Below are 26,618 nucleotides of genomic sequence, written 5' to 3' on the forward strand. Positions count from 1 at the left end.
GGACGATTGCGTTTCGCGGCGCTACTGCCGCAGCATGATCAGGGGATCGGCGGTATCGGGGACGCGCCGCCATTGCGCGTTGTCGTCGGCCTCGAACTGCCAGGCCTCGCCGGCCTTCGACAGCAGGATGATCTGGCCGCGCTCGAGCCGCCATTGCGTCGGGTTGAACTGCGCGATGGCTGCATCGCATTTCGGCTTGAGGAAGACCTGGAAATTGTCCGGGCCGGCTTCCGTGTTGGTCAGCGTCAGCCCGCAGACAGGCTGGCCGTTGCCGCGCACGATCGACCAGTCGCCGATCATCTGGTCCATCGACTTCGCCATCGAGCGGGCGGCGGCGAGGTCTTGCAGAATATAGACGCCCTCGCCTTGCCGCAGGCCCTCGAAGATGCCGGCCTCGACCTCGGTGAAGTCGATCACGGCCTCACCGCTCGAATCCTGCAGGCGGACGATGTCGAGACCCCTGACGCTCCAGGCGACGATGTCCTTGGTGAAAGGCAGCGCGGCCTTGCAGGCCGGCTCCAGCTCGAGCTTGAAGCCTTGCGCCGCGGCGTCGGCCTTGAGCGTGACGACGCAGGTCTTGCTGCGCTCGGTGGTCGAGAGCTCCCACTGCCCGGGCATCTCCTTCTTCAGGGTCGTCGTATCCTGCGCCTGCGCGATGCCGATCGCGGCAACGCATGCCGCAGATGCCAGGACCCGAAGACCTCTCATCAGCGCCCCCTAAACGGCGTTTCCGCCACCGGCGTCAACGGCGCCTTGCCTGAGAACCAGGACTTGAGATTGTCGACCACGAGCTGATCCATCGCGTTGCGCGTCACCACCGAGGCCGAGCCGATATGCGGCAGCAGCACCACGTTCTGCATGGCCTTGAGCTCGTCCGGCACGTTCGGCTCGGCCGCGAACACGTCGAGGCCGGCGGCGAGGATGGTGCCGGACTTGAGCGCCTGGACCAGCGCCGGTTCGTCGATCACCGAGCCGCGCGCAACGTTGACCAGCACCCCGCGCGGGCCGAGCGCCTTCAGCACCTCGGCATTGATCATCTTTTCGGTAGCAGCGCCACCGGGCACGATCACCATCAGCGTGTCCACCGCCTTCGCCATCTCGATCAGGTCGGGGTAGTGCTTGTAGGAGACGTCCTTGGACGGGTTGCGGGTGTGATAGACCACCGGCACCAGCGAGGCATCGAGCCGGCGCGCGATCGCCTGTCCGATCCGGCCCATGCCGACGATGCCGACCTTGCGGTCGCGCAGCGAGCCGACGCTGAGCGGATAGTTCTGGGTCTGCCAGAGACCGGAGCGCACATAACGATCGGCCTTGATGAACTCGCGCACCGTGGAGATCAGAAGCCCCATCGCGACGTCGGCGACCTCCTCGGTCAGCACGTCGGGCGTGTTGGTGACGATGATGTTGTGCTCGGCGGCGTATTTGGCGTCGACGTGGTCGTAGCCGACGCCGAAGCTCGCCACCATCTCGATCTTGGGCAATTGCGACAGCGAATCCCGGTCGGCGCGCACGGTGTGATAGGTCACCGCCACGCCGCGGATCTTTTCGCGGATCGCCGGCGTCAGCCGCTCGAGATCGCCCCGCGTCTCCGCCTTGTGCACGACGAAATGATCGGAAAACCCGTTCTCGAGGATCGGCCGGACCGGCCCATAAATCAGAAGGTCGATCTTTTCGGACGAAATCGAACCGGTGGTCATCAGTTGTCCTTTCCAAGCGCGCTCTCGTGCCAGCGCCGTAAGACGAGGTGGGAAACTAGCGCCAGCACCCCATAGATGACAATCCCGGCCAGCGACAACAGCAGCAGCGCTGCGAACATGCGGGGTATGTTCAAGCGGTAGCCGGATTCTGCGATCCTGTAGGCGAGCCCGGAGCCGGCGCCGGCCGTTCCCGCCGCGATCTCGGCCACGACCGCGCCGATCAGCGACAGGCCGCCGGCAATGCGCAGGCCGCCGAGAATATAAGGCAGCGCCGCCGGCAGCTTGAGATAGCGCAGGGTCTGCTGTGGCGAGGCGCCATAGAGCTGGAACAGGCCCGCGAGGTTGCGATCGACCGAATTGAGCCCGAGCGTGGTATTGGACAGCACCGGGAAGAAGGCGACGATGAAGGCGCAGACCACGACCGCGGTCTGCTGCTCCAGATAGATCAGCAGCAGCGGCGCGATCGCGATGACCGGCGTGACCTGAAGCACCACGGCATAGGGGAATAGCGATGCTTCCACCCATTTGGACTGGTTGAACAGCAGCGCCAGCGCGATGCCGCCGACGCTGGCCGCGACAAAACCTTCAAGCGTGGTCAGCAGCGTCGCGGCAAGCGATTGCGACAGCACCGCCCAATCCTTGATCAGTGTCGCGAATATGACCGAGGGCGCCGGCAGCACGTAAGGCGGGATGTCCTTGATCCGGACCACGAGCTCCCAGGCGAGCAGTCCCGCCGCGAACACGATGACCGGTAGCGCGAAGCGCACCGCGCGTTGCGCGCCGGACGGCTTCGCAGTGACGGAAGCTTGCGCGTTCATAGCGTCGACTGCCCTGCATAGGACGGCGCCAGCGCCGCCGACACTTTCCGGCAATAATCGGAATAGGCGACTGAAGTGCGAAACTCCTCGCCACGCGGCTCGACCGTCTCGATGCGGAAGTCGGCCTGGATGCGGCCCGGCCGCGCGGTCATGACCACCACGCGCTGCGACAGATAGACGGATTCGAACACCGAATGCGTGACGAAGATGACGGTCTTGCCGAGCCTGCGCCACAGCGCGAGCAAATCGTCGTTGAGGCGGAAGCGCGTGATTTCGTCGAGCGCCGCGAACGGCTCATCCATCAGGAGGATATCAGGGTCTGTGACGAGCGCGCGCGCCAGCGATACCCGCATCTTCATGCCGCCGGAGAGCTCGCGCGGAAAGGCGTCGGCAAAATCGGCAAGCCCGACGCTGGCCAGCGCCTCATCGGCGCGCGCGCGCGATTCCGCCTTCGGAACGCCTGCGAGCTTCAGCGGCAACCGCACATTCTCGCGCACGCTGGTCCAGGGCATCAGGGTCGGTTCCTGAAACACGAAGCCGATGCCATGATCTGGGTGAACATGACCTGGCTGCGGTGTGCCCTCACGACGCGCCAGCCGGACGATTCCTGACGACGGCGCGCTGAGTTCGGCGATCAGCCGCAGCGCCGTCGACTTGCCGCAACCTGACGGCCCCAGCAGCGAGATGAACTCGCCCTTGCGCACCGCAAGATCGAGCGGGCCGAGCGCCATCAGGCCGTTGTCATAGGCCTTCGTCACGCCGCGCAGGCTGACAGCCAGAGCCGTCAGGCCGGTCTCGACCCCCGCCGACGTTTGGACTGATGACATCGGCCCTGCGCTACGGCTTGCTCGGGCGCAGCTCGGCGCCGACGCCCTTGTTGACGAAGCGCAGCGTATAGGATTTGCGGAAATCGAGGTCCGCCTTCACCACGCCCGCCTTCACCATCTTGTTGAAGAAGGAGGTGTAGCGCTCGTCGCTCATCGCGCCGATGCCGTTCTTCAGCGAATCGCCGGAATCGACGATGCCGTATTCCTTCATCTTGGCGACGGAATAGGCGAGCAGCTCGTCCGTCATCTCCGGATTAAGCTTCTTGATCATGGCGTTGCCCGCTGAATTGTCGCGGTAGATGTAATTGTACCAGCCGACCATGGAGGCATCGACGAAGCGCTGCACCAGGTCGGGCTTCTTCTCGACGACGTCGCGGCGGCTCTCGATCAGGGTCGAATAGGTGTTGAAGCCGTAATCGGCGAGCAGCAACACGTTGGGCTTGAAGCCCGCGGCCTTCTCGACCGCGAAGGGCTCCGAGGTGACGTAACCCTGCATCGCGCTCTTGGGATTGGCGATGAAGGGCTGCGGATTGAAATTGTAGGGGCGAACGTTCTTCTCGCTGAAGCCGTATTCGGACTTCAGCCACTGGAAATAGCTGGTCATGCCCTCCTTGGAGACGAACAGCGTCAGCGGCTTGAGGTCCTCGATCTTGGCGACCTTGGCATCAGGCTGCGTCAGCATCACCTGCGGATCCTTCTGGAAGACCGCAGCGATCGTGACGACCGGGACGTTGTTGGCGACTGCGTCGAACGACATCAGCGTGTTCGCGGCCATGAAGAAATCGATCTTGCCGGCGATCAGCAGCATCCGGTTGTTCTCGTTGGGCCCGCCGGGCACGATGGTGACGTCCAGCCCGTATTTCTTGTAAGTGCCATCGGCGACGGCCTGGAAAAAGCCGCCATGCTCGGCCTCGGCGACCCAATTGGTGCCGAACATGACCTTGTCCAGGGTTTCGGCGCGGGCCGGGACGACCGAGACGAAAGCGGCCATCAGGCCCGCCGTTAAGGCTCGCCGCAGATGAGAGGGGCTCATGATGGGACTCCGTCGATCGCTTCTAGCCGATGTCCAAGCAACGCGATAAAACCGCAAGACATTCGGGGACGCGAGCCGGCCTGGCCCGCGTCCCCTGATAACCTAAATTACGCGACAAATTCGGGCAAAGAAACCTTGATGACGCCTTCCCGCGATTGGACCGAGATTCGCTGGGCCGATGCCAGCCTCGCGGAGGTTTCGCGCTGGATCGCGGTGCTGCCGCTGGCCGCGACCGAGCAGCACGGCCCGCATCTGCCGCTCGAGACCGACGTGCTGATCGCGGACGCCTATCTCGCGCGCGTGCGCGAGCTCCTGTCCGAGCGCGCTCCGGCCACTTTCCTGCCCGTTGAACCGATCGGGATTTCCACCGAGCATATCGACTATCCGGGCACGCAGACGCTGCCGACTGACATCGCGTTGAAAAAATGGACCGCGATTGGCGAGGACGTCGCGCGCCGCGGAGTGAAGAAGCTCGTCATCGTCACCAGCCATGGCGGCAACAGCGCGGCCATGATGCTGGTCGCGCAGGATCTTCGCGCGCATCGGAAACTGTTCGTGGTGACGACGTCGTGGTCGCGGCTGTCGGGCGCGGACAAGCTGTTCCCGGCCGACGAAGTGCGCCACGGCATTCACGGCGGCGCGGTCGAGACCTCGATCATGCTGGCGCGCCATCCTGATCGCGTGCGTATGGATGCGATCGCGGATTTTCCCGCGAGCAGCATCGCGATGGAGCAGCAATATCGCTGGCTGTCGACGCAGCGACCCGCACCGTTCGCCTGGCAGGCGCAGGATCTCAACCCAAGCGGCGCCGTCGGCAACGCGACGCTGGCCGTGGCCGCGAAGGGCGAGCAGCTGATCGACCAGGGCGCCCGCGATTTTTGCGAGCTGCTTGCCGAAGTTGATAACTTCGACGTGAACAGGCTCGCAAAAGGCCCGCTCGGCTAGCGCTCATCCTTCTGGAATCATTCAGGAAAGAGCCAGACTCGAGCTCCGCCTTTGCCGAGTTCGAACCGGACGCGCGGAGCCTCCGTCCAACTCGGTACGCGGGCCACAAGGGACCGCCTCAACCCGGATGGAGTTTCACATGTCGATCAAGACCAAGATTTTCGCAGTTGCCCTCACCGCGCTCACCCTGACCGGCAGCGTCGTGGCCACCACCTCGCAGGCGCAAGCCAAGCCGCTCGGCTGGGGCGTCGGTGTCGGCCTGGGCATCGCCACTGCTGCCGTCGTCGGCTCCGCGATCGCCGCCAGCAACGATCCCTATTACAACGGCTATCACCGCTGCGGCTGGGCCGCCCAGTACAACGCCTTTGGCCAGTACGTCGGCCGCGTGCGTACCTGCTTCTGATTTGAGTCCCTGAGGCCGATCTCACGTGGATCCCGCGTCCGACACGGGCGCCTCATCCACCCCGTGTCGTGCCCCCGACCCCGCCCGGATGTCCCCCCGGGCGGGGTCAACCGTTTTGGACCTTGGAATTTGTTGCAGTCCCGTCACATCGCGGTGCGAACCATCTCCTGCGACAATCCGCACTAGTTGCTATTGCGAATTAATCGCAATAAGGTCCGTAATGGGCAGAGGGACTTGGGAAGAAATCGCGTCGAATCGAGATCATCTCGGTCGACGGCGGGCGACCGAGAGCTGATGACAGGGCCGCCGCGAATCTGCAGGGATGTCGGTTGCGGCGAGTGGACACATTCGCGTTTGGGGGCGTGCGTTTTGACGTTGAGGGGTCACCGTTACAGGTATTTGCGAACGGCCGCGGCGATTGCCTCGGGTGTATTGGCTTTTCCGGCCGCGAGCCGCGCGGCTGATCTGCCGCTGAAGGCACCGGCGCTGAAGGCCGTCTATGACTGGACCGGCCTCTACATCGGTGCGCATGCCGGCTACAGCCTCGGCTCGTCGCGCTTCGCGCTGAACGACGGCACAGGCATTAGCGACAGCGGCGTCTTCAGCGGCATGATCGGCGGCGTGCAGGCCGGCTACAATTACCGGCTCAATTCCGGCTGGCTCCTCGGCGTCGAAGGCGATTTTTCGTTTCCGAACTACATCACTTCCAACTCGATCGTATCCTTCCTGGCGACACCCGCCAACACCGTCACGCAGCAATGGGACTACACTGCGAGCCTGCGCGGCCGCGTCGGCTACACCAGCGGTCCCTGGCTGGTCTACGCCACCGGCGGCTTTGCATGGATGGGCGAGCGCTATTTCGACACGCCGGCCGCAGGCGAAGCAGTCCCGAAAATCCTGAACACGCGGCCCGGCTGGATCGCGGGTGCCGGCATCGAATACGGCTTTGCGCCGCATTGGAGCGCACGGCTCGAATATCTCTATAGCCGCTTCGACGGCGCCAATGTCGCCTTCTCCACAGGTGCCCAATACAATTCGTCGTCGCTCGACTTCCAAACGATCCGGCTCGGCCTCAACCGCAAGGTCGATTGGCCGGGCATGCCGGGCTACAATCCCAAGAGCTTGGGGATCGGCTCGCTAATCGACACCGAATCGGATCGCTGGGAGATCCACGGCCAGAGCACTTATCTGCCGCAAGGCTACCCGTCGTTCCCCGCCCTCTACACCGGGCCGAATTCGCTCTCGCCATCAAGGCAGGCCAAGGCGACCTGGAGCAACAGCCTGTTCCTGAACGCAAAGCTGTGGGACGGCGGCGAGGTCTACTACAATCCCGAACTGCTGCAGGGATTTGGATTGAACGACACGGTCGGCGCGGCCGGTTTCCCCAACGGCGAGGCGCAGAAGTCGAACTTCCCCTATCCGCACTACAACACATCGCGCCTGTTCGTGCGCCAGACATTCGGCTTTGGCGGCGAGCAGGAAGAGCTCGCGAGCGGCCAGTTGCAGCTCGGACAGAAGGTCGACGTATCCAGGCTCACGGTGCAGGCCGGCAAATTCCCGGTGATCGACGTGTTCGACGGCAACGCCTACGCCAAGGACACCCGCAAGGACTTCATGAACTGGTCGCTGTGGGCGCCAGGCGCCTTCGACTATTCCGCCGACAAGGTCGGCCTCACCTACGGCGTCACCGCCGAGCTGAATCAGAAGCAGTGGGCGTTGCGCGGCGGCTACTTCCTGATGGTCGCCGAGTCCAATTCGAATCATTTCGACACCAGGGTCGGCGAGCGCGGCCAGTACGTGCTCGAGCTCGAAACGCGCTTCTCCCTGCTTGGCCAACCCGGCAAGCTCAGGACCATAGGCTGGCTCGACAGCGCCAACATGGGCAGCTTCCGCGAGACGCTGGACAATCCCGCGCTCAACCTTGACATCGCGCAGACCCGACGCGGCCGTCTGAAGTATGGCTACGTGCTCAACCTCGAGCAGGCGATCACCGACGATGTCGGTCTGTTCAGCCGCTGGAGCTGGAACGACGGCAAGACCGAGACGCTGGCCTTCACCGACATTCACCGCAGCCTGTCGGCGGGATTGTCGATCAAGGGCACGAAATGGGGCCGGCCGGATGACGTGATCGGCGTCGGCGGCGCCATCAATGCCATCTCGCAGGATTATCGCGACTTCCTGGCCGCCGGCGGCCTCGGTGTTCTCATCGGCGACGGCGCGCTCAACTACCGCCGCGAGCGCATCCTCGAAACCTATTACGCCTACGCGCTGAACAAGAGTCTCACCCTCACCGCCGACTACCAGCTGATCGTCAACCCCGCCTACAACGCCGATCGCGGCCCGGTGTCGGTATTTTCCGGGCGGCTACACGGCGAGTTCTGAGCGCTTCCGGCTACGTGACTTACGCAGCCCGGATCGCGTCCAGGAACTTCCCGACCTCGACCTTGAGGCGGCCGCTCTCGCCGGACAGCGACTTCGCTGACGCGAGCACGGTGGAGGAGGCCGATCCGGTCTGGCTCGCGCCGCGCTGCACGTCGACGATGCTGGCGGAGACCTGTTGGGTGCCGCATGCCGCCTGCTGCACGTTGCGGGAAATCTCCCGCGTCGCCGCGCCTTGCTGCTCGACCGCGGAGGCGATCGCCGATGCGATCTCGGACATGCGGGTGATGGTGTCGCCGATCGACTTGATGGCGCCGACGGAATCCTGCGTCGCGCTCTGGATTCCCGTGATCTGCTGGCTGATCTCGCCGGTGGCCTTGGCGGTCTGCTCGGCGAGCGCCTTGACCTCGGAGGCGACCACGGCGAAGCCGCGCCCGGCCTCGCCGGCGCGCGCCGCCTCGATCGTTGCATTGAGCGCCAGAAGATTGGTCTGGCCCGCGATCTGGCTGATGAGCTCGACCACGTCGCCGATCCGGCCGGCCGCCTTGGCGAGTTCGCCGACATAGTCGTTGGTCCGCGCAGCCTGCTGCACCGCTTCGCCGGCCACCCGCGCGGAGTCCTGGACCTGCCGGCTGATCTCGTCGACCGAGGACGCCATTTCCTCCGCGGCCGCGGCGACGGTCTGCACGTTGCTGGAGGCCTGCTCGGAGGCGGCCGCAACGGTCGCGGTGACCTTTTCCGATTGATCGGCGGTGCTCGTCAGCGTTCCCGCCGACACTTCCAGCTCCGACGATGCCGACGACACGGTGTTGATGACGTCGCCGATCAACGCTTCGAAATCGCGTGCGATCTGGTCCATGCGCTGGCTGCGCCGGAGCTTCGCCTCGGCTTCCACCGCGGCGGCCTCATCGGCGGCCTTCTTGGCGGAGAGCGAATCCTTGAAGTGCTGGAGCGAGCCCGCCACCTGGCTGATCTCGTCATTGCGGCCGGTCACGGGAATCTCGACCTCGTGCTGCCCGGCGGCAAGAGTTGCGATCACGTCCGCGAGCCGGCTGAGCGGCGTCACCACGCGCCTGCGCAACATCATCGTCACGCCACCGAGTGTCCCCAGCAGCGCCAGCACCGCCACGCCCGCGAGCGCGAGCATCGCCAGCGCGCCGTCGCGCGCGGCCGAGGCGCGCTCGGCAGCTTCCGCCAGCGCGGCATCGCGGACGCCGTAGAACATCTGGATGGCGGGGACGATGATGTTGGCCAGCTCTTCGGCATTGATGCCGTACTTGCCGTCGCCACGTGCCGCGGGCATCTCCTTATCCACGGCAGCGGCTGCTTTCCCGAAATAGGAATCCGTCGCCGCCTTCAGCGCGGTGGCGATCCGGGGCGGGCTTCCGAGCTGGTCGATGCCGGCCTCGATGCGCTCGCGGTCGGCCTCGACACGTCCCTGCATCCGATCCATCAGCGACAATTCGGCCGCCGTGAGCGGTCGGCGAGCGCTCAGCGCCGGCGACAGCGTGGCGGCGCGGCTGCCGGCCGAGACGCGCAGATCCTGCGCCGTTCGCGCCAGGCTCAACAGCGCCGCAAGCGAGGAATCGGCATTGATGACCTTGGCTTCAAGCCGGTTCATGATCGGCTCGATATTGCCGATGACCTCGGCAACGCCTGGAAGGAAGCCCTTGATTACAGCGCCGTCGCGCGTCGCCAGGGGCACGCTCATCGCGCGATCTGCCGCCGTGATGATATCCTTGAGCCGCCGCGCAGTACGGTCCAGGTTTTCGATCATCGCTCCGGAATCATCCAGCACCATGATGGCGCGCCTTGCCCCCTCGAACGCGCCATCGACCGCTTTCGCCGCCTTTGCGGCGGCTTCGATCTGGACCTGCGTCGCAGAATTCTCCTGGAAGATCGGGGAAATGTAGGGAGCACGAAGGCCGGCAACGTGCTGACTGACCATCAGGGTCGCACCGAAGGCCTCGACCGTCTTGATCGCATCGGAGCGGTTCGTGAAGATGCGCGCCTGGGGTATCAGCACCTCGGCGCCAAGGATGACTGCAAACACCGTCACCGTCAGCATCGACAGCGCAAAGAGCTTCCCGATCCGCATTCTGATCCCCGAATACATTCCTGCAAATGCCGAGAACCTAGCTGGTGGCCGCTAAGAGCCCGTTAAGCAACGGCATGCCCGTAGTTCCGCGGGGTATTGGGGAGTGCCTTCGGGGACGGGGTCGCCGAAGTTCCTTCGCGATGCCCGATGGGACAGAATCATCGGCATTTCTTCCTCGAATACCTATATCAAGACCTGTGCGGCCATCCGCGCCACACTCCCTTACCTCGGAACATCAATGCTCTCCGCCGAACTCGCCATCGTCGTCGTCCTGATCGTCATCAACGGCTTACTGTCCATGTCCGAGCTGGCCGTGGTCTCGTCGCGCCCGGCCCGGCTGTCGATGCTCGCCGCCAAGGGCGTCCGCGGCGCCGAGCGGGCGCTGACGCTCGCGGCCGATCCCGGCAAATTCCTCTCGACGGTGCAGATCGGGATCACGCTGGTCGGCGTGCTCTCCGGCGCGTTCTCGGGCGCGACGCTCGGACAGCGGCTGACGCAATGGCTGCTCGAGCTCGGCCTGTCCGCAGGAATTGCCGACATCGTCGGAGTGGGCCTGGTCGTCACGCTCATCACCTACGCCACCCTGATCGTCGGCGAGCTGGTGCCGAAGCAGGTGGCGCTGCGCGACCCCGAGAGCATCGCGGTCAGGGTTGCACCCGCGATGCACGTGCTTGCGAAGGTCTCGCTGCCGCTGGTCTTCCTGCTCGATCTCTCCGGCAAGCTGATCCTCACGCTGCTCGGCCATGGCGGCAAGTCTGAAGAAAAAGTGTCAGAAGATGAGATCCATCATCTCGTCAGCGAAGCCGAAAACGCAGGCGTGCTCGAGTCAGGTGAAAAGGAGATGATCGCGGGCGTGATGCGGCTCGGCGACCGGCCGGTCGGCGCGATTATGACGCCGCGCACGGAGGTCAACGAGATCGACCTGAACGATACGCCGGAAAGCATTCAAGCGACCATCGCCAAGAGTCCGCATTCGCGCTTTCCGGTGTCCGACGGCGACCGCGACAAGCCGATTGGCGTGCTTCAAGCCAAGGACCTGCTGGTGGCCTTCATGAACGAGCGCACGCCGGATTTGCGCGTGCTGGTCCGCGAGGCGCCCGGCATTCCCGCCTCGGCCGATGCCCGCGACGTGCTGGCGATCCTGAAGGCTGCACCGGTGCATGTCGGCCTCGTCTACGACGAATACGGCGCCTTCGAAGGCATCGTGACGACGGCTGACATTCTGGAATCCATTGTCGGTGCCTTCCATTCCGAGGAAGGCCCGCCGGAACCGGCCTACGTCAAGCGCGCGGACGATTCGCTGCTGGTCTCAGGCTGGATGCCGGTCGACGAATTCGGCGAGCTGCTCGGCATCGAACTGCCGCCGCACCGCTACAACACCGTCGCCGGCCTCGTGCTGCAACAGTTCAACGTGCTGCCTGATGTCGGCGACGCCTTCGACTTCGGCGACTGGCACATCGAGGTGGTCGATCTCGACGGGCGGAGGATCGACAAGATTCTCGCGAGCCGGCGGAGCGAAGTAGAGACGGGTGAGCGAGCGGCGACGTGAGGTGGTGCTGAACTCTCCACGTGTGGTCCCAGCCCTCACCCGAACCTCACCCCGATCCGCTTTTCCTTGCGCCAGATCACGGTGCAGGCGAGATGTGTTCCGTCGGCCTGGACGAACAGGCTGAAATGGTCGGGGATGCCGACGGGACTGCTGACGTCGAGCGCGGCGCCGGTATCTGACAGGTTGCGGATAGTGCAGTCGATCGCGCCGCCGCCGCCGAACTCGATCGTTCCGGCCTTCAGCACGCGATGCCTTGCCTTGTCGCGCCGCTCGTCCATGGGAACAATCTACACCCAAAGTTGAACCAAAGGTTAAACGCACCCCCCTCGCCATGCTTTTGCGCGCGGGGCCGCGGCCCTGCAAGTGGACCGGCGCCCTACAGCGCCGGCTGGAACGTCTCCGTCCGTGCCATCCGCCAGGCGTCGCGGAAGCGTGGGTCTTCGGTGCCTTCGAGCAGTTCGCCCGGACGCAGCGACGGATAAAGCTGCGCGAAGGATTTCACGTCCGTCGTCGAGGTGCGCTGGGAGAAGTGGATCGGGCGCAGCTGCTGCGGATGTTCGAGACCGGCCGCGGCGATCAGCTCGGTCAGCGAGTGCAGCGTCGCCAGGTGATAATTGTGCACGCGGTCGATCTTGAGCGGCACATAGAGCGCGCGGGCCCGCGTCGGGTCCTGCGTCGCGACGCCGGTCGGGCAGCGGTCGGTGTGGCAGCTCAGCGACTGGATGCAGCCGAGCGAGAACATGAAGCCGCGCGCCGAATTGCAGTAGTCCGCGCCGATCGCCATGGCGCGCGCCATGTCGAACGCGGTGGCTATCTTGCCGGAGGCGCCGATCTTGATGCGGTCGCGCGCGTTGATGCCGATCAGCGCATTGTGGACGAAACTGACGCCCTCGCGCATCGGCATGCCCAGATGGTCCATGAACTCCAGTGGCGCGGCGCCGGTGCCACCCTCGTTGCCGTCGACAACGATGAAGTCGGGATAGATGCCGGTCTCGATCATCGCCTTGCAGATCGCCAGGAATTCCCAGGGATGACCGATGCACAGCTTGAAGCCCGTCGGCTTGCCGCCGGAGAGCTTTCGCATCTCGCCGATGAACTTCATCATGCCGACAGGGGTCGAGAAGGCGCGATGCGAGGCCGGCGAGATGCAATCCTCGCCCATGGCGACCCCGCGGATCTTGGAAATCTCCTCCGAGACTTTCGCCGCCGGCAGCACGCCGCCATGACCGGGCTTGGCGCCCTGGCTGATCTTGAGCTCGACCATCTTGATCTGGTCCTGGGTCGCGACGCGCGCGAAGGCTTCGGGATCGAAGGCGCCGTCGAGATGACGACAGCCGAAATAGCCCGAACCGATCTCCCAGATGATGTCGCCGCCCATCTCCGCGTGATAGGGGCTGAAGCCGCCCTCGCCGGTGTCGTGCGCGAAGCCGCCCTTCTTGGCGCCGGCATTCAGCGCGCGCACGGCGTTCGGGCTGAGCGCGCCAAAACTCATGGCGGAAATGTTGAATACCGAAGCCGAATACGGCTTGGCGCAATCCGGGCCGCCGATAGTGACGCGGAATTTCTCCTCGGCATGCGTCTTCGGCGAGACCGAGTGATGCATCCACTCATAACCCTGGCGGTAGACGTCCTCCTGGGTACCGAACGGACGCTTGTCGAGCTGCATCTTGGCGCGCTGATAGACCACCGCACGGATGTCGCGCGAGAACGGCATGCCGTCCTTCTCGCTCTCGAAGAAATACTGCCGCATCTCCGGGCGTATCTCTTCGAGCAAAAAACGGATATGGGCCGAGATCGGGTAGTTGCGCAGAACGGCGTGGCCCTTCTGCATGAGGTCGCGGACGCCAAGCGCCGTCAGCGCGCCGAAGATCAGGATCGGGATCAGCAGGATGTCGAAGATCTTGCCATCGGCAAATCCGATGCCGGTCAGCAGCGCAGTGACCACCGCGCAGATCGTCAGGACGATGAAGCGCGGAGAGAATGGCAGCAGCAGGGTTTCCATGATCCCCTCTTCCGCCAGCGGCAGGCGTTTGGCCGATGGGTTGGGCGATTCCTGCGTTTTGTTCTCGTCGGCCACGATTCCCATCCTCTCGCCAGCATGAGGCGGTACGATACGCCCGCGCCTGTCATACGGATATGACGCGGCCCGTGTTTCACGCTAGCGAATTCGGCGGGGACAAATCAATCAGCCCGATGGGCGGGCTTTTGCGGTGCAGCAGGGCTCGGAAGGGACGGGCATTAACCGGTCAAGGCGCTTTACCCAGGCAAACGTCCTGGCTTTTGCCAGGACGAGACCGAGAGGGCCTACCGCTCGACGAACGCCTTTTCGATCACGAAATGGCCGGGCTTGTTGCCTGAGCCCTCGACGAAGTCGCGGCCTTCGAACATCAGTTTCAGCTCTTCGAGCATCGCCGGGCTGCCGCACATCATGATGCGGTCGGTCGCGATGTCGAGCGGACCCTGGCCGATGTCGTTGAAGATCTGCTCGGAGCTGATGAGGTCGGTGATGCGGCCGCGGTTCTTGAACGGCTCGCGGGTCACGGTCGGGTAGTAGATGAGCTTGTCCGCGAGCAACTCCCCGAACAGCTCGTCCTCGCGAAGACCGGCGACGAGCTTCTCGCCATAAGCGAGCTCGGAGACCTGACGGCAGCCATGCACCAGCACGATGCTGTCGAACTGGTCGTAAACCTCGGGATCCTTGATCAGGCTGGCGAAGGGCGCGAGGCCGGTGCCGGTCGAGAGCAGCAGCAGCCGCTTGCCGGGAATGAGATTGTCGGTGATCAGCGTGCCGGTCGCCTTGCGGCCGACCAGGATGGTGTCGCCTTCCTTGATCTTCTGGAGACGCGACGTCAGCGGGCCGTCCTGAACCTTGATCGAGAAGAACTCGAGCTCTTCCTCGTGATTAGCGCTCGCCATGCTGTAGGCGCGGAGCAGCGGGCGGCCCTCAACCTCGAGGCCGATCATCGCGAACTGGCCGTTCTGGAAGCGGAAGCCGGAATCGCGGGTTGCGCGAAAGCTGAACAGGGTGTCGGTCCAGTGCTGGACGGAAAGAACCTTCTCTCGGTAAAACGCGCTCATGATTTTCGATATTCCGAATAATTGCGGTTTTAGGGCAAAAGCGTTGCCCGGCCCCTGAAAGCGGAGCGGACACCATTGCCATGGCGGAGGATTTCGCGAGTGTGATCTACGCCATTGAGACCAATAATCAACCTCGTTCCGGATGCAATTGATGCCGGTCAAACCGGCATTTGCGGCGGAAATGGTCACATCATTAATGGATCTGCTGTCCGGCGTATGCGGAGGGCAATTTCTTTTCCCTCCGGGGCCCGAATACAGCACTTAATTTCCGCCCCGCTCGCGAGAATTTCATTAAGAATAGCTCTGATTTTCCTCGGGTTGGCGCCGTTTCCCCGGATTCTTCCGGCTTTTGGCGCCATGAGCGACTGGAACTGGCGACTGCGACTGGCGACAGAGACACATGGCGAGCAGCGAGCGGATCATCGTCCAGGCGATCAAGCGCTATTGCGCGAACCATGGCATCGCGCTCGATGTCCGCGCCGATGGCTGGCTGCTCGCGATGCGCCGGGGCGAGCAGCGCCACTTCGCGTTCGGCTACGACATCGGCCTCAACAGCGCCATCGCGCACCGCCTGGCCAATGACAAATCGGCCACCGCCGAAGTGCTCACGCTCGAGGGCGTGCCCTGCATTCCCCATCGCCTCTTCCTCAATCCGAAGTTGGGCGAGAAGGTTGTCGGCGTCGCCTGGCGAGAGGCAATGCTGGCGCTGCTTCACGACAATCCGCAAGGCGTGGTGGTAAAGCCGAACGAGGGGACGTCGGGACGATCCGTCTTCAGGGTCACGACGGAAACAGAGCTCGATCATGCGGTTGGCGAAGCCTTTTCGATGAGCGCCGGACTCGTGATCTCGCCCTATGTCGTGATCGAGGATGAAGTTCGCGTGGTCCTGCTCGATGATGTGCCACTCGTCGTCTACAGCAAGCAGCGCGGCTCGGATTGGCGGCACAATCTCGATGCGGGTGCAAAGCCCGTGCTGATGCAGGACGGCGATCTTCGCGCAGCCTGCGCAAAGCTCGCCATCGACGCCGCCAATGCCATCGGCATCACCTTCGCCTCGATCGACCTCGTGCACGTTGACGGCGTCTGGCGCGTGCTCGAGATCAATTCCGGCGTGATGATGGAGATGCTGGCGAAGCTGCATCCGGAGCTGGTGCAGAGGACGTACGATGCAGCGCTGGATTGGGTGTTTGGGGACGAACACTGAGCGACACGCGCGCTGGCGACTTCAACCAACCGCCAACCGATACGCAGCCTTGGCATTCACGCCGAACGCCTTCTCCCGCACCTGCGGCCCGAGCTTCATCAGGCAGGCCCCCAGCGCGCCCGTGATCTCACCATAGCTCCCCGCGAGCAAACATACCGGCCAGTCCGAGCCGAACATCAGGCGATCCTCGCCGAAGCATGTCGCGGCGTGCGCGACGAACGGAAACAGCCGTTCCGCATTCCAGTCGTTCCACACCGCTTCCGTCGCCAGCCCCGAGACCTTGCACCAGACATTGCCGCAGGCCGCGAGTGCCGCGATGCCGTTGGACCATCCAGTGCTTCCGCCATCGGCGATCGGCGGCTTGGCTGCGTGGTCGAGCACGAAGCGCGCCTGCGGGAAGGCCTGTGCGGTTGCGATCGCGGCCGGCAGCTCGCGGGTGCGGACCAGGAAATCGTAGGCGAGATCGTGCGCGAACACGGCCGTGAGGCCGCGCTGAACGTCCTCGCGCAACAACCAATCCGGGTCGGCCTCGTCATGGACCTGGTGGCGGATGCCGACCAGCTTGTCGCCGCCGGGCGAAGCACGCAACTGCTCCAGCGTATCGCCAAGTGCAGCGTCGGTCAGATCGGCCCAGCCGACGACGCCGATCACCGAGGGCGTCGCATGCGCGATCCGCAGGAATTCCTCGGTCTCAGCCAGCGCGGAGCGGCACTGCACCAGGATGCTCGCGTCGATGCCGTTCGCGCTCAAAAGCGGCGCGAGATCGGCCGGACCGAAGGCACGCCGGATCGGCGTGAGCTCGGGCGCGTCCATCCAGGGATAGTCGGCGCGCGCCGGATCCCAGAAATGCTGGTGAGCGTCGATGATCATGCCTTACGCTCCGCCCGGCAATAGCGCGCGGGCGTCGACGAGTTTTCGCCCACGCAGCTCCTGCCAGAACGCCGCCGGCACTGCCATCTCCAACATCGTGATGTTGTCGGCAATTTCCGCGGCATTGCGCGCGCCCGTCACGGCGACCGTGACTGCCGGATGGGCCATGCAGAACTGCAGCGCGGCGGCTTTCAGCTCGGTGCCGTGCTTGCGGCAGAGCTCGTCGAGCGTGAGCGCGCGGGCGACGAGTGCCGCATCGGCATCCTGATAATTGAACTTCGCGCCCGTGTGCGGATTGGCCAGGATGCCGCTGTTGTAGATGCCGCCGAGCAGGATGCCGATATTCTTCGCCGCGCAGACCGGGAACAGCGCATCCAGCGCGCCCTGGTCGAGCAACGTGTAGCGGCCGGCGAGCAGGAAGCAGTCGACCGGAACGGCCTCTGCGAACCGGACCAGCATGTCCGACTGGTTCATGCCGGCACCGATCGCCTTGACGGTATCGTCCGCACGCAGGCGCTGGAGCGCGCGAAAGGCGACGGCGACGGCGTCGTCGTAATGATCATCGGGATCATGCACAAGCAGGACGTCGACGCGGTCGAGCCCAAGCCGCGCCAGGCTTTCCTCAAGCGACCGCATCACGCCGTCATAACTGAAGTCGAACACCGGCCGCTCGCGCGACGTGCCCTTGTAATGCTCGTCCTCGGCGGCAGCGCCATCCGGCGCACGCAGCAGCCGGCCGACCTTGGTCGAGATCGCGTAGGAGTCACGGGGTTGTTGCCGCAGGAATGCGCCAAGACGTCGCTCCGCGAGGCCGAAGCCGTAGAGCGGCGCGGTGTCGAAGAAGCGGACTCCGAGCGACCACGCGCGGGCGATCGTCGCCTCCGCATCGGCATCGCTGACGGGGGTGAACAATCCGCCGAGCGGGGCAGAACCGAGGCCGAATGAGGTGACATCGAGCGAGCCGAGCCGCGACCTTTTCATTCCCATTGCCTCAACAGTCCTCCCCAACAGCCAAAATCATCTCTCCCGCTTGCGAAAAGCGCAAGCGGGAGAGGCAGGCAGGAGCGCGGGGCTGGCGACGCTCCTACTTCAACATCTGCGCAACGTTGTCCTTGGTCACGAGATCGAGGCCGGTATAAACGATCTCCGGCACCTTCTCGCCCTTCTTGATGGCGAGCAGCGTGTCCATCGCCTTCTCGCCCATCTCGAACGGACGCTGGCCGACCAGCGCATTGGCGTAGCCATCGCGCAACAGCTCGAGCTGCATCTTCAGCGTATCGGCCACGACAAGCGTGAACTTGCCGGAATCGATATCCTTCTTGTACCTGGACGCGAAGGCCTTGAAGCCTTCGGGGGCGAACATCGGCCAGCCGCCGATGGGAACGATTGCGGCGAGGTCGGGCGTCGCGGTACGCATGTCAGTCATCTGCTGAACCGCCAGCGCGGGATCGTCGTTGCAGAACGTTGGAGAGCCCGCGACCTCGGTCCATTTCGAGCCCTTCAGCGCCTCGCGCACGCCGTCAACGCGTTCGGCGAGGTTCTTGGCGCCGGGACCACCCGAAACCATGGCGTATTTGCCGCCGTCGGGCCGCAGCTTCAGGAGCTCCTTGCCGAGGGCGACGCCGAACTCCTTGTTGTTGGTGCCGATATAGGCGATGCGCTTGGCGCCGGGCGCATCGGCGTCGAAGGTGATGACAGGGATGCCGGCCGCGGTCGCCGCGTCGATCGACTTGGTCATCGCCGCGACGTCGGCAACCGAGATGGCGAGGCCGTCGACCTTCTGGGTGACGAAGTCCTGGATGATCTGGGCCTGCGTCGCCGGCTCGTGCTCGACCGGCCCCTTGTAGATGCACTCGATATTGCCGAGCTCCTTGGCACGCTTCAGGCAGCCGTCGCGCGCGAAGTCGAAGAACGGATTGTTCATCGCCTTGGGCACGATCACGAACCGGTAGTTTGCGGCAAACGCCGGCGTAGCCATCATCGCCACCGCGATGCCGGCAAGTAGAAATTTCCTCATCGTCTCCTCCACCCTTCTTTGGCGCCTGTCCTCTCAAGATCGTCCGGGAAGTGGACAGGCGGCATTTTCGTTGCCGTCCCGGAACGACGTCGTTTCAGATCATCCGCGAGCGGATGCGGTCGACCAATACGGCCAGGATGATGATCACGCCCACCAGCGTCTGCTGCCAGTAGGAGCTGACCTGGGCGAGCACGAGGCCGTTGCGGATCACCTCGAGCAGCACGCAGCCGACGATGGCGCCGAGTGGACCACCGATGCCGCCGGCGAGATTGGCACCGCCGATGACGGCCGCAGCGATCACGTTGAGCTCGTAGGACGTCGCCATGTTGGCCGGCGCCGATCCGAGCCAGCCCGAGATGATGATGCCCTGGAGGCCTGCGGCGAGCGCGCAGATCACATAAACCTCGATCTTCACCCGCACGACCGGGATGCCGGTGAGTTCGGCCGCCTTCTCGTTACCGCCGAGCGCGAACACGTGACGGCCGAACGAGCTGTGGTGCAGCACCACGGCCATCGCCAGCGCGAGGACGATCAGATAAATGAATGGCACGGGCACGCCGAGCACGTCGCCGGAGGTGAGCGCGTAGAAATAACCGGCATCCGGCCCACCGGGAAAGCTGCCCCGTCCGTTGGAGACGACATAGCCGAGCCCGCGCACGATCGAGAGCATGCCGAGGGTGGTGACGAACGGCGACAGGCCGAGCACCGCGATACAGAAGCCGTTGACGAGGCCGGCGAGCAGCGCGACGCCGAGGCCGGCGAGGAGCGAGACCACCAGGATCAGGCCAGGGACATTGGCGAGCACGGTCTTGCCGTCGGCCGCCATGTGCACGAACAGGGATCCCGCCGGCGAGCCGGGCGCCGACAGCTCGGTCATCACCATCGAGGTGATCATGGCAGAGAAGCACATCATCGAGCCGACCGACAGATCGATGCCGCCGGTGATGATCACGAAGGTGACGCCGAGGGTAGCGATAGCGATGAAGGAGAAATTCTTCGCCACGTTCTGCATGTTGCCCTCGGTGAAGAAGTACGGGCTGGCGAAATGCATGACCACCAGCAGCACCGCCAGCGCGAGCAGGACATAGCCGGTCTGGGACGCGAAAATGCCGCGCTGCCACCATCTAATCTTGCCGATGTTCGAGAAGGTGATCGGAGATTCCATGGGCATGGCCATCACGCCGCCTCCTTCGCGCCGGTGATCAGGGCGGTGACTTCCTCGGGGGAGGTCTGGTGGATGGGCTTGTCGGCCCGCTTTTCGCCGCGGCGCATGACGATGACGCGATCGCACACCGCGAACACGTCGGGCATGCGGTGCGAGATCAGCATCACGGCAACGCCCTGCTCCTTCAGCCGGTGAATCAGGCCGAGCACCTGCTCGACCTGGCGGACCGAGATCGCGGCCGTCGGCTCGTCCATCATCACCAGCTTCGCGTTGGAGAGCCGCGTCCGCGCGATCGCAACCGCCTGGCGCTGGCCGCCCGACATCTGCTTGACGAGATCGTCGGGGCGCGTCTCCGAGCGCAGCTCGCCGAACAGCTCCAGCGCACGCGCCGCCATTGCCTTGTGGTCGAGCAACGCGAACGGCCCGATCCTGCGCTTCAGCTCGCGGCCGAGAAAGACGTTGGCCGCTGCGGTGAGATTGTCGGCGAGAGCAAGGTCCTGATAGACCACCTCGATGCCGACGCCGCGGGCATCGATGGGCCGGTTGAAATGAACCGCGCTGCCCGCGAAGCGGATTTCGCCGTGGCTGGGGCGGAAATTGCCGGCGATGATCTTGACCAGCGTCGACTTGCCCGCGCCGTTGTCGCCCATCAGGCCGACGACCTCGCCGGGAAGGACCTGCATGTCGACATCATGCAGCGCGCGGATCGCGCCGAACTCCTTGCCGATGCCGGCCAGCTCGAGGACCGGTGTCGCTTGTGCATTTGTCATCAGCGGCCTTCCTCAGACGTAGCGGTTGACGAGGGATTCCAGATATTCCTGCCGGCCCGAGCGCGGCTGCGGGTCAAAGCCCGGGCCGTGCGCGCGGTCGGCAAGTTCGGCAAGCGAGCGCTGGCCGCCGAGAATGGCGCGGCCCTCGGGTCCGGCCCATCCCTCGTAGCGTTTCGCGAGCGGCCCAGTGAGCACGCCGGCGTCGAGCATGTCCGCAGCGGCGAGCAACGCCCGCGCGCAGGCATCCATCGAGCCGACATGGGCATGGATCAGATCGTCGGGATCGATCGACTGGCGGCGGATCTTGGCGTCGAAATTGAGCCCGCCGGAGCTGAAGCCACCGCGGCTCAGGAGCTCGTGGAACACCAGGGCAAGCTCGGGCACGTTCATCGCGAACTGGTCAGTGTCCCAGCCGAGCAGATCGTCGCCGCGGTTGATGTCGAGCGAGCCGAACACACCCAGCGCCTCCGCCAGCGCGACCTCGTGATGGAAGGAGTGGCCGGCGAGGATGGCGTGGTTCTGCTCGATGTTGAGCTTGACGTCCTTCAGCAGGTCGTAACGCGCGAGGAAGCCGTAGCAGGTGGCGACGTCGAAATCATATTGATGCTTGGTCGGCTCCTTCGGCTTCGGCTCGATCAGGATCGGTCCCTTGAAGCCGATCTTGTGCTTGTGCTCGACGACGAGCGAGACGAAGCGGCCGAGCTGGTCGAGCTCGCGCTTGAGATCGGTGTTGAGCAGCGTCTCGTAGCCCTCGCGCCCGCCCCACAGCACGTAGTTCTGGCCGCCGAGCCTGTGCGTCACCTCCAGCGCGGCGCGGACCTGGCCGGCGGCATAGGTGAATATCTCCGGGTCTGGATTGGTGGCCGCACCCGCCATGTAGCGGCGATGCGTGAACAAATTGGCGGTGCCCCAGAGCAGGCGCACCTTGCTTGCGGCCATCTTCGCTTCGAACAGATCGGCGATGGCATTGAGGTTGGCGACGGATTCGCCAAGCGAGTTGCCTTCCGGCGCTGCATCAACGTCGTGGAAGGTGAAGAAGGGCACGTCGAGCAGGCGAAACAACTCGAAGGCGACGTCAGCCTTGGCGTGCGCCTGCGCCATTGCATCGGTGCCGTGGTGCCAGGGCCGCAGGAACGTCTCGCCGCCAAAGGGATCGCCGCCGGGCCAGCACAACGAGTGCCAATAGCAGACCGCAAAGCGCAGATGGTCTTCCATCCTGCGGCCATGGACGAGGCGGTCCTTGTCGTACCAGCGGAAGGCAGGCGTGTTGCCGGCATCTCCGCCGGCGAAGGCGACAGGTACACTTGTATCGAAGAATTTCACTGACGCAGTCACTCAGGCACACTCCTTCAACGCGGGATAAAGTTCGCGCCAGCGGCGATAGGCCTCGTCATAGGCCGCGCTGACCGATGCGCGAGGCGTAAAGCTCGCGAGCCGCCGCGGACGGGTGCAAACCGCAGCCGCGTCTTCGCCGGTGGCGGCGAGCCGTCCGAGCCTGGCGGCGCCGAGCGCCGCTCCGACCTCGCCCTCCTCGACGCGGTGGACGGGGATGCCGAGCACATCGGCGCAGATCTGCGCCCACAGCGGCGAGCGCGAGCCGCCGCCGACGAGATCAACCTCGGGAAGCGGCCCGCCCGCCGCGCTCAGTGCCGCCAGATTGTCGCGCGCGGCGAAGGCGACGCCTTCGAGCACCGCCTGAACGATCTGGGAGCGCCCGGTCGCACCGCGCAGGCCGACGAAGGCACCGCTGGCGGCGGCGTCGTTGTGCGGCGTGCGCTCACCGTCGAGATAAGGCAGGAATTTGACCGGACTCGGTCCATCGACGCGCTCGCCGAGCGGCGCGAGCAGCGCTGGCGCCGGCGTCTCCATCACGCCCGCGAGCCAGGCCAGCGAAGCCGCCGCCGACAGCATCACGCCCATCTGATGCCAGCGGCCGGGCAGCGCGTGACAGAACGCATGGACCGCCGCGGCCGGCGCCGGTGCAAACCGATCGGTGACGCGGAACACCACGCCGGATGTGCCAAGCGACAGAAACGCATCGCCCGGCGCGATGGCGCCGAGCCCGATCGCGCTCGCGGCATTATCGCCGGCGCCGCCAGCGATCACGACATCCTTTGCCATGCCCCAGCGTTGCGCACAGTCCGGCGCGAGCGTCGCGCTGACGTCGCTGCCCTCGACTAGGCGTGGCATGTGATGGAGATCGAGCCCGGTGGCATGCAGCAGCAGGGGCGACCAGCGGCGCAGACCGACGTCGAGCCACAGCGTGCCGGCCGCGTCCGACATGTCCTCGACCATCTCGCCGGTCAGGCGATAGCGGACATAGGCCTTCGGCAGCAGCACCTTTGCGACCCGCGCGAAGATTTTCGGCTCGTGCCTGGCGACCCAGAGCAGCTTCGGCGCGGTGAAGCCGGGCATGGCCAGATTGCCGGCGATCGTGTGCAGCGACGGGCAGCGCCGCTCCAGCGCGACGCATTCGGCGTGCGAGCGGCCGTCGTTCCAGAGGATCGCGGGACGCAGCGGCCGTCCGTCCTCGTCCAGCAGCGTCGCGCCATGCATCTGGCCGGATAGCCCGATGCCGCGCACCCGTGCGACCTCGCGCGGATGGCGGGCGGCCAGATCGTCGACCGCGCCGACCGCCGCATCGACCCAGGCATCGGGATCCTGCTCGGACCACAGCGGCGCGGGATGCGACAGCGCAAGCTCGCGCGCCGCCGTCGCGACAACCGCGCCGGCTTCGCTCACGAGCACCGCTTTCACACCTGATGTGCCGATGTCGATTCCGAGATACACGCCGTCCTCCCTTTCGCCTGTTGCGGTGCGCGAACTCAAAGTTGCCTTATCCGCAACGGGTCGTTTTGAATTCCACCTGCCGCTAAGGCAGATTGTCCCGCATCACGATGTCGATCCTGATCTTCTCCTGTTCGCGCAAGATCGGCTCGCCACGGGCGAGCGCGAGCAGCACGCGCACGGCGGCGCGCGCTTCGTGTCCGGGGTTCTGCGAGATAGCGGCATGCATCACGCCCTGCAGCAGCAGCCGACGCGTCAACGCGGTGAGGTCGTGTCCGACGAACACCACCTGCTTGTCGCGACTGGCATCGCTCAACGCCTTTTCATTCAACGCGTTGGCGACGCCTTGCGTACCGGCGCCGACATTATAAAGACCCACGATGTCGGCATGCCGGCTCAACAGCCGCGTCAACACCTGCTCCGAACGCGCGTCCTCGTCGCGCCCTTCGAGCACCGGCAGCACGCTGAGGCCGGGGAATTCCGACGCCATCACCTGGTTGAAGCCAAAAATGCGCTCGGCATGATCGCGCAGGCCCTGCGAGCCCGCGACGATCGCGACCTTGCCGGACTTTTGTCCGACCAGCCGCCCGACCAGCGCGCCGGCAGTCCGCCCCGCAGCAATGTTGTCGATGCCGACATAATGGTGCCGGCGCGACGACGGCACGTCCGAGACCAGCGTCACGACCTTGGCGCCGGCATCGACGAGATCGTCGATCGCGGCGCGGACCCTGGGATGATCCAGCGCCACCACGGCGACACCGTCGTAATCGTCCGAGAGCCCTTCCAGGGATGCCGCGAGCATGGACGGATCGAACACGTCGGTCGCGACGGTCTCGACGCCGAGGCGGCGGGACGACAACCAGCCCGACATCTCGCCGAGATAGTCCTGGATCTGCTGCATGAACGGGTTCGGCCCCGACGGCATCACGAAGGCGAAACGGCGGGCGCGGCCGCGGGCGAGCTCGGCGGCGTCCACGTGCGGCTGGAATGAATTGCGCTCGATCGCCTCCTTGACGCGCCGGACCGTATCCGGCCGCACGCCCGGCCGATTGTGCAGGACGCGGTCCACCGTCGCGAGGCTGACGCCGGCCTGGCGGGCGATGTCCTTCAGCGTCAGCGCGGTCGTGGTGAGCGTCTCGGCCATGGCTGAAGGCTAGCAGAGGTGTTTTGAGGTACGCAACTCATTTTGAGAGACGGCAGCCATTTTCCCGCAGCTCAGCCCAGGAACAGCCTTTCCCGTCCGCCGTTGCCGCCCTGTGCATAACGATATCACCCATGATCCGGGCGAGGGATTGAGCCCGACGCTCGAGCGCAACATCCAGGCGCTGGTCGAGCGCCGCCGCCGGGAGCAGCGCGCTGCCAAGGGTCAGGAAAAGCTTGCCGATGCGATCACGGCGTTCACCGGCAGCATGGCGTTCGTCTATCTCCATGTCGCCGTGTTCGGCTTCTGGATCATCGCCAATCTGCATTGGCTGCCGGGAATCCCGGCCTGGGACGAGAGCTTCGTGGTGCTGGCGATGATTGCTTCGGTCGAGGCGATCTTCCTATCGACATTCGTGCTGATCTCGCAGAACCGCATGAGTGCAGCAGCGGACAAGCGCGCCGATCTCGATCTCCAGATCAGCCTTCTCGCCGAGCACGAATTGACCAAGGTTGCCCGCCTCCTTACGCAGATCGCCGAGCGGCTCGATGTCCAGCCCGACTCGAAACGGGATCTGGAGGAGGCAAGCCGCGACATCGCCCCCGAGCGCGTGCTCGACAGGATCGAGGAGACGCGCTCCTGAGCTATCGGCTGGCCGACAGGTCGAGGGTCAGGAACAGGCTGTTGGGATCCTCGACATAGCCCTCGAACGGGCCGCAGAGGACAAAGCCATGCGCCCGGTAGAGCGCGAGCGCCGGCTTGAAATAGTCCCACGAGCCGGTCTCGAGGCTGAGCCGCGCCATGCCGCGCGCGCGGGCTTCTGTGATGATGTGGCGGAGCATCTCACCGCCAAAGCCGCGCCGCCGCGTGGTCTGGAGCGTGTGCATCGACTTCACCTCGCCGTGCTCGGCTGACAGCGTCTTCAGCGCACCGACGGCGACCAGCGTCTCGCCGTCCCAGCCGGTCCAGAACGCGATGTCGGGCGCGCGCAGTCCGGAGAGATCGAGCGCATGGGCGCTGCCCGGCGCGGTCTGCGCCCGCGCCGCCGTGACGTGATGATCGAGCAGCGCGATGACGCGCGGATCAAAGGTGTCGCCGGTGCGGATCTGCATCGTCACGGTCTCACATCTTGCCGTAGGACGCGCCGCGGCGCGTGATGATGACGTAGCGCGCGTCCTGTCTGGTCTCGTTCTCGAAGATCACCGCGCGCATCACGTCGAAGTCGAGACAGTCGCCTTCGCGCAGGCGAACCGCCTTGGCGTCGATGTGCACGGCGATCGCGCCCTCCAGCATCAGCAGCTGCTGGGTGAAGGCATTGCGGCCCCAAGGGCTGTATGGCACCCGCGCACCGGCCGGCAAATCGACGACGATGATCTCGATGCCGCTCGCCGCGTCCGTGGGCGACGCGTGACGGCGGCGATAGCCGCTGTCGGGATCGCGCCAGTGCGGCTGGTCGGCGAGCCGCACCAGCCGCTCCGGCGGCTTTTCGGCCAGCGCGACGACGTCGCTGAGCGACACGTCGAGCGCGGCGCAGAGTTTTCCCAGCAGCGCAGCCGTCGCACTGCTCTGCGCCCGCTCCACCCGCCCGATCATGGCCCGGCTGACGCCGGAGCGCGCGGCAAGCTCATTCAGCGTCATGCCGGCCTGCGTCCGAAGCGTCTTCAAGCGACGACCGATCGCGCGATCGAGTTTCTGCTGGTCCATTTTCTTTGCATGTCCTGGTCTCTGATCCGAACATTGCCGACACGAGGACCGCACCCATCATGGCCGCGAGAAGCTTAAGCTGGGCGATGCGTGCGTGCCGGAAGCGAGGGGCCAATATATTAGAAACTTTGCG

At 65.0% G+C, this 26,618-nt stretch carries 25 protein-coding genes; 6 read left to right on the forward strand and 19 right to left on the reverse strand.

The window, feature by feature from the left end; all coding sequences use genetic code 11:
* Positions 1-21: 21 nt before the first annotated feature.
* From AC0L3B_RS19485 to AC0L3B_RS19505, 5 genes are read right to left on the reverse strand one after another with little or no spacing between them, the layout of a single operon-like run.
* Complete coding sequence (locus AC0L3B_RS19485) at positions 22-708, reverse strand: AprI/Inh family metalloprotease inhibitor (RefSeq protein WP_377791541.1); 687 nt, start codon at positions 706-708, stop codon at positions 22-24.
* Complete coding sequence (locus AC0L3B_RS19490; RefSeq protein ID WP_247368732.1) at positions 708-1,697, reverse strand: 2-hydroxyacid dehydrogenase; 990 nt, start codon at positions 1,695-1,697, stop codon at positions 708-710. Before AC0L3B_RS19490 ends, AC0L3B_RS19485 begins: the two co-directional genes overlap by 1 nt.
* Entirely contained in the window at positions 1,697-2,515 is an 819-nt protein-coding gene (locus AC0L3B_RS19495; RefSeq protein ID WP_018460086.1) for an ABC transporter permease, read from the reverse strand. Before AC0L3B_RS19495 ends, AC0L3B_RS19490 begins: the two co-directional genes overlap by 1 nt.
* Positions 2,512-3,342 (reverse strand): ABC transporter ATP-binding protein, encoded by an 831-nt coding sequence (locus tag AC0L3B_RS19500; protein WP_473380913.1) that lies wholly within the window; start codon positions 3,340-3,342, stop codon positions 2,512-2,514. The genes AC0L3B_RS19495 and AC0L3B_RS19500 overlap by 4 nt, the downstream gene beginning before the upstream one ends.
* 10 nt (positions 3,343-3,352) lie before the next feature.
* On the reverse strand, positions 3,353-4,375 hold the full coding sequence (locus tag AC0L3B_RS19505; protein ID WP_026233942.1) for an ABC transporter substrate-binding protein: 1,023 nt from the start codon (positions 4,373-4,375) through the stop codon (positions 3,353-3,355).
* A gap of 138 nt (positions 4,376-4,513) precedes the next feature.
* On the opposite strand from AC0L3B_RS19505, the gene AC0L3B_RS19510 reads away from it, so the two are divergent.
* From AC0L3B_RS19510 to AC0L3B_RS19520, 3 genes are all read left to right on the forward strand, one after another.
* The gene (locus AC0L3B_RS19510) at positions 4,514-5,320 is read left to right on the forward strand and encodes a creatininase family protein (protein ID WP_473380914.1); all 807 of its coding nucleotides are present in this window, start codon (positions 4,514-4,516) and stop codon (positions 5,318-5,320) included.
* A gap of 139 nt (positions 5,321-5,459) precedes the next feature.
* Positions 5,460-5,723 (forward strand): hypothetical protein, encoded by a 264-nt coding sequence (locus AC0L3B_RS19515; protein WP_007597808.1) that lies wholly within the window; start codon positions 5,460-5,462, stop codon positions 5,721-5,723.
* Between the two features lie 399 nt (positions 5,724-6,122).
* Positions 6,123-8,105 carry a carbohydrate porin gene (locus AC0L3B_RS19520; RefSeq protein ID WP_473380943.1) on the forward strand — a complete coding sequence of 661 codons (1,983 nt, stop codon included), beginning with the start codon at positions 6,123-6,125 and terminating at the stop codon, positions 8,103-8,105.
* A gap of 19 nt (positions 8,106-8,124) precedes the next feature.
* Here the strand turns inward: AC0L3B_RS19520 and AC0L3B_RS19525 are convergent, their stop codons facing one another.
* Positions 8,125-10,200: a methyl-accepting chemotaxis protein gene (locus AC0L3B_RS19525; protein ID WP_473380915.1), complete on the reverse strand. Its 2,076-nt coding sequence runs from the start codon at positions 10,198-10,200 to the stop codon at positions 8,125-8,127.
* 238 nt (positions 10,201-10,438) lie between these two features.
* On the opposite strand from AC0L3B_RS19525, the gene AC0L3B_RS19530 reads away from it, so the two are divergent.
* Positions 10,439-11,749, forward strand: coding sequence for a hemolysin family protein (locus AC0L3B_RS19530; RefSeq protein ID WP_473380916.1), 1,311 nt, complete (start codon positions 10,439-10,441; stop codon positions 11,747-11,749).
* A gap of 35 nt (positions 11,750-11,784) precedes the next feature.
* On the opposite strand, the gene AC0L3B_RS19535 is transcribed toward AC0L3B_RS19530, so the two are convergent.
* The 3 genes from AC0L3B_RS19535 to AC0L3B_RS19545 form a co-directional block, all read right to left on the reverse strand.
* Positions 11,785-12,027 (reverse strand): PilZ domain-containing protein, encoded by a 243-nt coding sequence (locus tag AC0L3B_RS19535; RefSeq protein WP_007597823.1) that lies wholly within the window; start codon positions 12,025-12,027, stop codon positions 11,785-11,787.
* Positions 12,028-12,125: 98 nt separating this feature from the next.
* Entirely contained in the window at positions 12,126-13,835 is a 1,710-nt protein-coding gene (locus tag AC0L3B_RS19540; RefSeq protein ID WP_204513167.1) for an FMN-binding glutamate synthase family protein, read from the reverse strand.
* Between the two features lie 218 nt (positions 13,836-14,053).
* Positions 14,054-14,827 (reverse strand): ferredoxin--NADP reductase, encoded by a 774-nt coding sequence (locus AC0L3B_RS19545; RefSeq protein WP_018460095.1) that lies wholly within the window; start codon positions 14,825-14,827, stop codon positions 14,054-14,056.
* A 400-nt stretch (positions 14,828-15,227) separates the two neighbouring features.
* Here AC0L3B_RS19545 and AC0L3B_RS19550 point away from each other — a divergent pair, with 400 nt between their 5' ends.
* Positions 15,228-16,031: an ATP-grasp domain-containing protein gene (locus tag AC0L3B_RS19550; protein WP_247474046.1), complete on the forward strand. Its 804-nt coding sequence runs from the start codon at positions 15,228-15,230 to the stop codon at positions 16,029-16,031.
* 21 nt (positions 16,032-16,052) lie between these two features.
* Here the strand turns inward: AC0L3B_RS19550 and AC0L3B_RS19555 are convergent, their stop codons facing one another.
* From AC0L3B_RS19555 to AC0L3B_RS19590, 8 genes are all read right to left on the reverse strand, one after another.
* A complete protein-coding gene (locus AC0L3B_RS19555; RefSeq protein ID WP_473380917.1) occupies positions 16,053-16,901 on the reverse strand; it encodes an amidohydrolase family protein in 849 nt (282 codons plus the stop codon).
* A gap of 3 nt (positions 16,902-16,904) precedes the next feature.
* Positions 16,905-17,882, reverse strand: a complete 978-nt coding sequence (locus tag AC0L3B_RS19560) for an aldo/keto reductase (protein WP_473380918.1) — start codon at positions 17,880-17,882, stop codon at positions 16,905-16,907.
* A gap of 103 nt (positions 17,883-17,985) precedes the next feature.
* The gene (locus AC0L3B_RS19565; RefSeq protein WP_085384955.1) at positions 17,986-18,918 is read right to left on the reverse strand and encodes a sugar-binding protein; all 933 of its coding nucleotides are present in this window, start codon (positions 18,916-18,918) and stop codon (positions 17,986-17,988) included.
* Between the two features lie 94 nt (positions 18,919-19,012).
* On the reverse strand, positions 19,013-20,095 hold the full coding sequence (locus AC0L3B_RS19570; RefSeq protein ID WP_018460100.1) for an ABC transporter permease: 1,083 nt from the start codon (positions 20,093-20,095) through the stop codon (positions 19,013-19,015).
* A complete protein-coding gene (locus AC0L3B_RS19575; RefSeq protein ID WP_247368716.1) occupies positions 20,095-20,853 on the reverse strand; it encodes an ATP-binding cassette domain-containing protein in 759 nt (252 codons plus the stop codon). Before AC0L3B_RS19575 ends, AC0L3B_RS19570 begins: the two co-directional genes overlap by 1 nt.
* Positions 20,854-20,865: 12 nt before the next feature.
* Positions 20,866-22,188, reverse strand: a complete 1,323-nt coding sequence (gene xylA, locus AC0L3B_RS19580) for a xylose isomerase (RefSeq protein ID WP_247474058.1) — start codon at positions 22,186-22,188, stop codon at positions 20,866-20,868.
* Positions 22,189-23,643, reverse strand: a complete 1,455-nt coding sequence (gene xylB, locus AC0L3B_RS19585) for a xylulokinase (RefSeq protein WP_085349700.1) — start codon at positions 23,641-23,643, stop codon at positions 22,189-22,191. It abuts the gene before it with no gap.
* A gap of 82 nt (positions 23,644-23,725) precedes the next feature.
* Entirely contained in the window at positions 23,726-24,784 is a 1,059-nt protein-coding gene (locus AC0L3B_RS19590) for a LacI family DNA-binding transcriptional regulator (protein WP_473380919.1), read from the reverse strand.
* A gap of 112 nt (positions 24,785-24,896) precedes the next feature.
* Here AC0L3B_RS19590 and AC0L3B_RS19595 point away from each other — a divergent pair, with 112 nt between their 5' ends.
* Complete coding sequence (locus tag AC0L3B_RS19595) at positions 24,897-25,424, forward strand: DUF1003 domain-containing protein (RefSeq protein WP_018460104.1); 528 nt, start codon at positions 24,897-24,899, stop codon at positions 25,422-25,424.
* Position 25,425: 1 nt separating this feature from the next.
* On the opposite strand, the gene AC0L3B_RS19600 is transcribed toward AC0L3B_RS19595, so the two are convergent.
* Both AC0L3B_RS19600 and AC0L3B_RS19605 read right to left on the reverse strand, forming a co-directional pair.
* Positions 25,426-25,893 (reverse strand): GNAT family N-acetyltransferase, encoded by a 468-nt coding sequence (locus AC0L3B_RS19600; protein WP_247474064.1) that lies wholly within the window; start codon positions 25,891-25,893, stop codon positions 25,426-25,428.
* Positions 25,894-25,903: 10 nt separating this feature from the next.
* Positions 25,904-26,485, reverse strand: coding sequence for a helix-turn-helix domain-containing protein (locus AC0L3B_RS19605; RefSeq protein WP_085349696.1), 582 nt, complete (start codon positions 26,483-26,485; stop codon positions 25,904-25,906).
* Positions 26,486-26,618 lie beyond the last annotated feature (133 nt).

The sequence above is a fragment of the Bradyrhizobium sp. Kon56 genome (assembly GCF_055807635.1).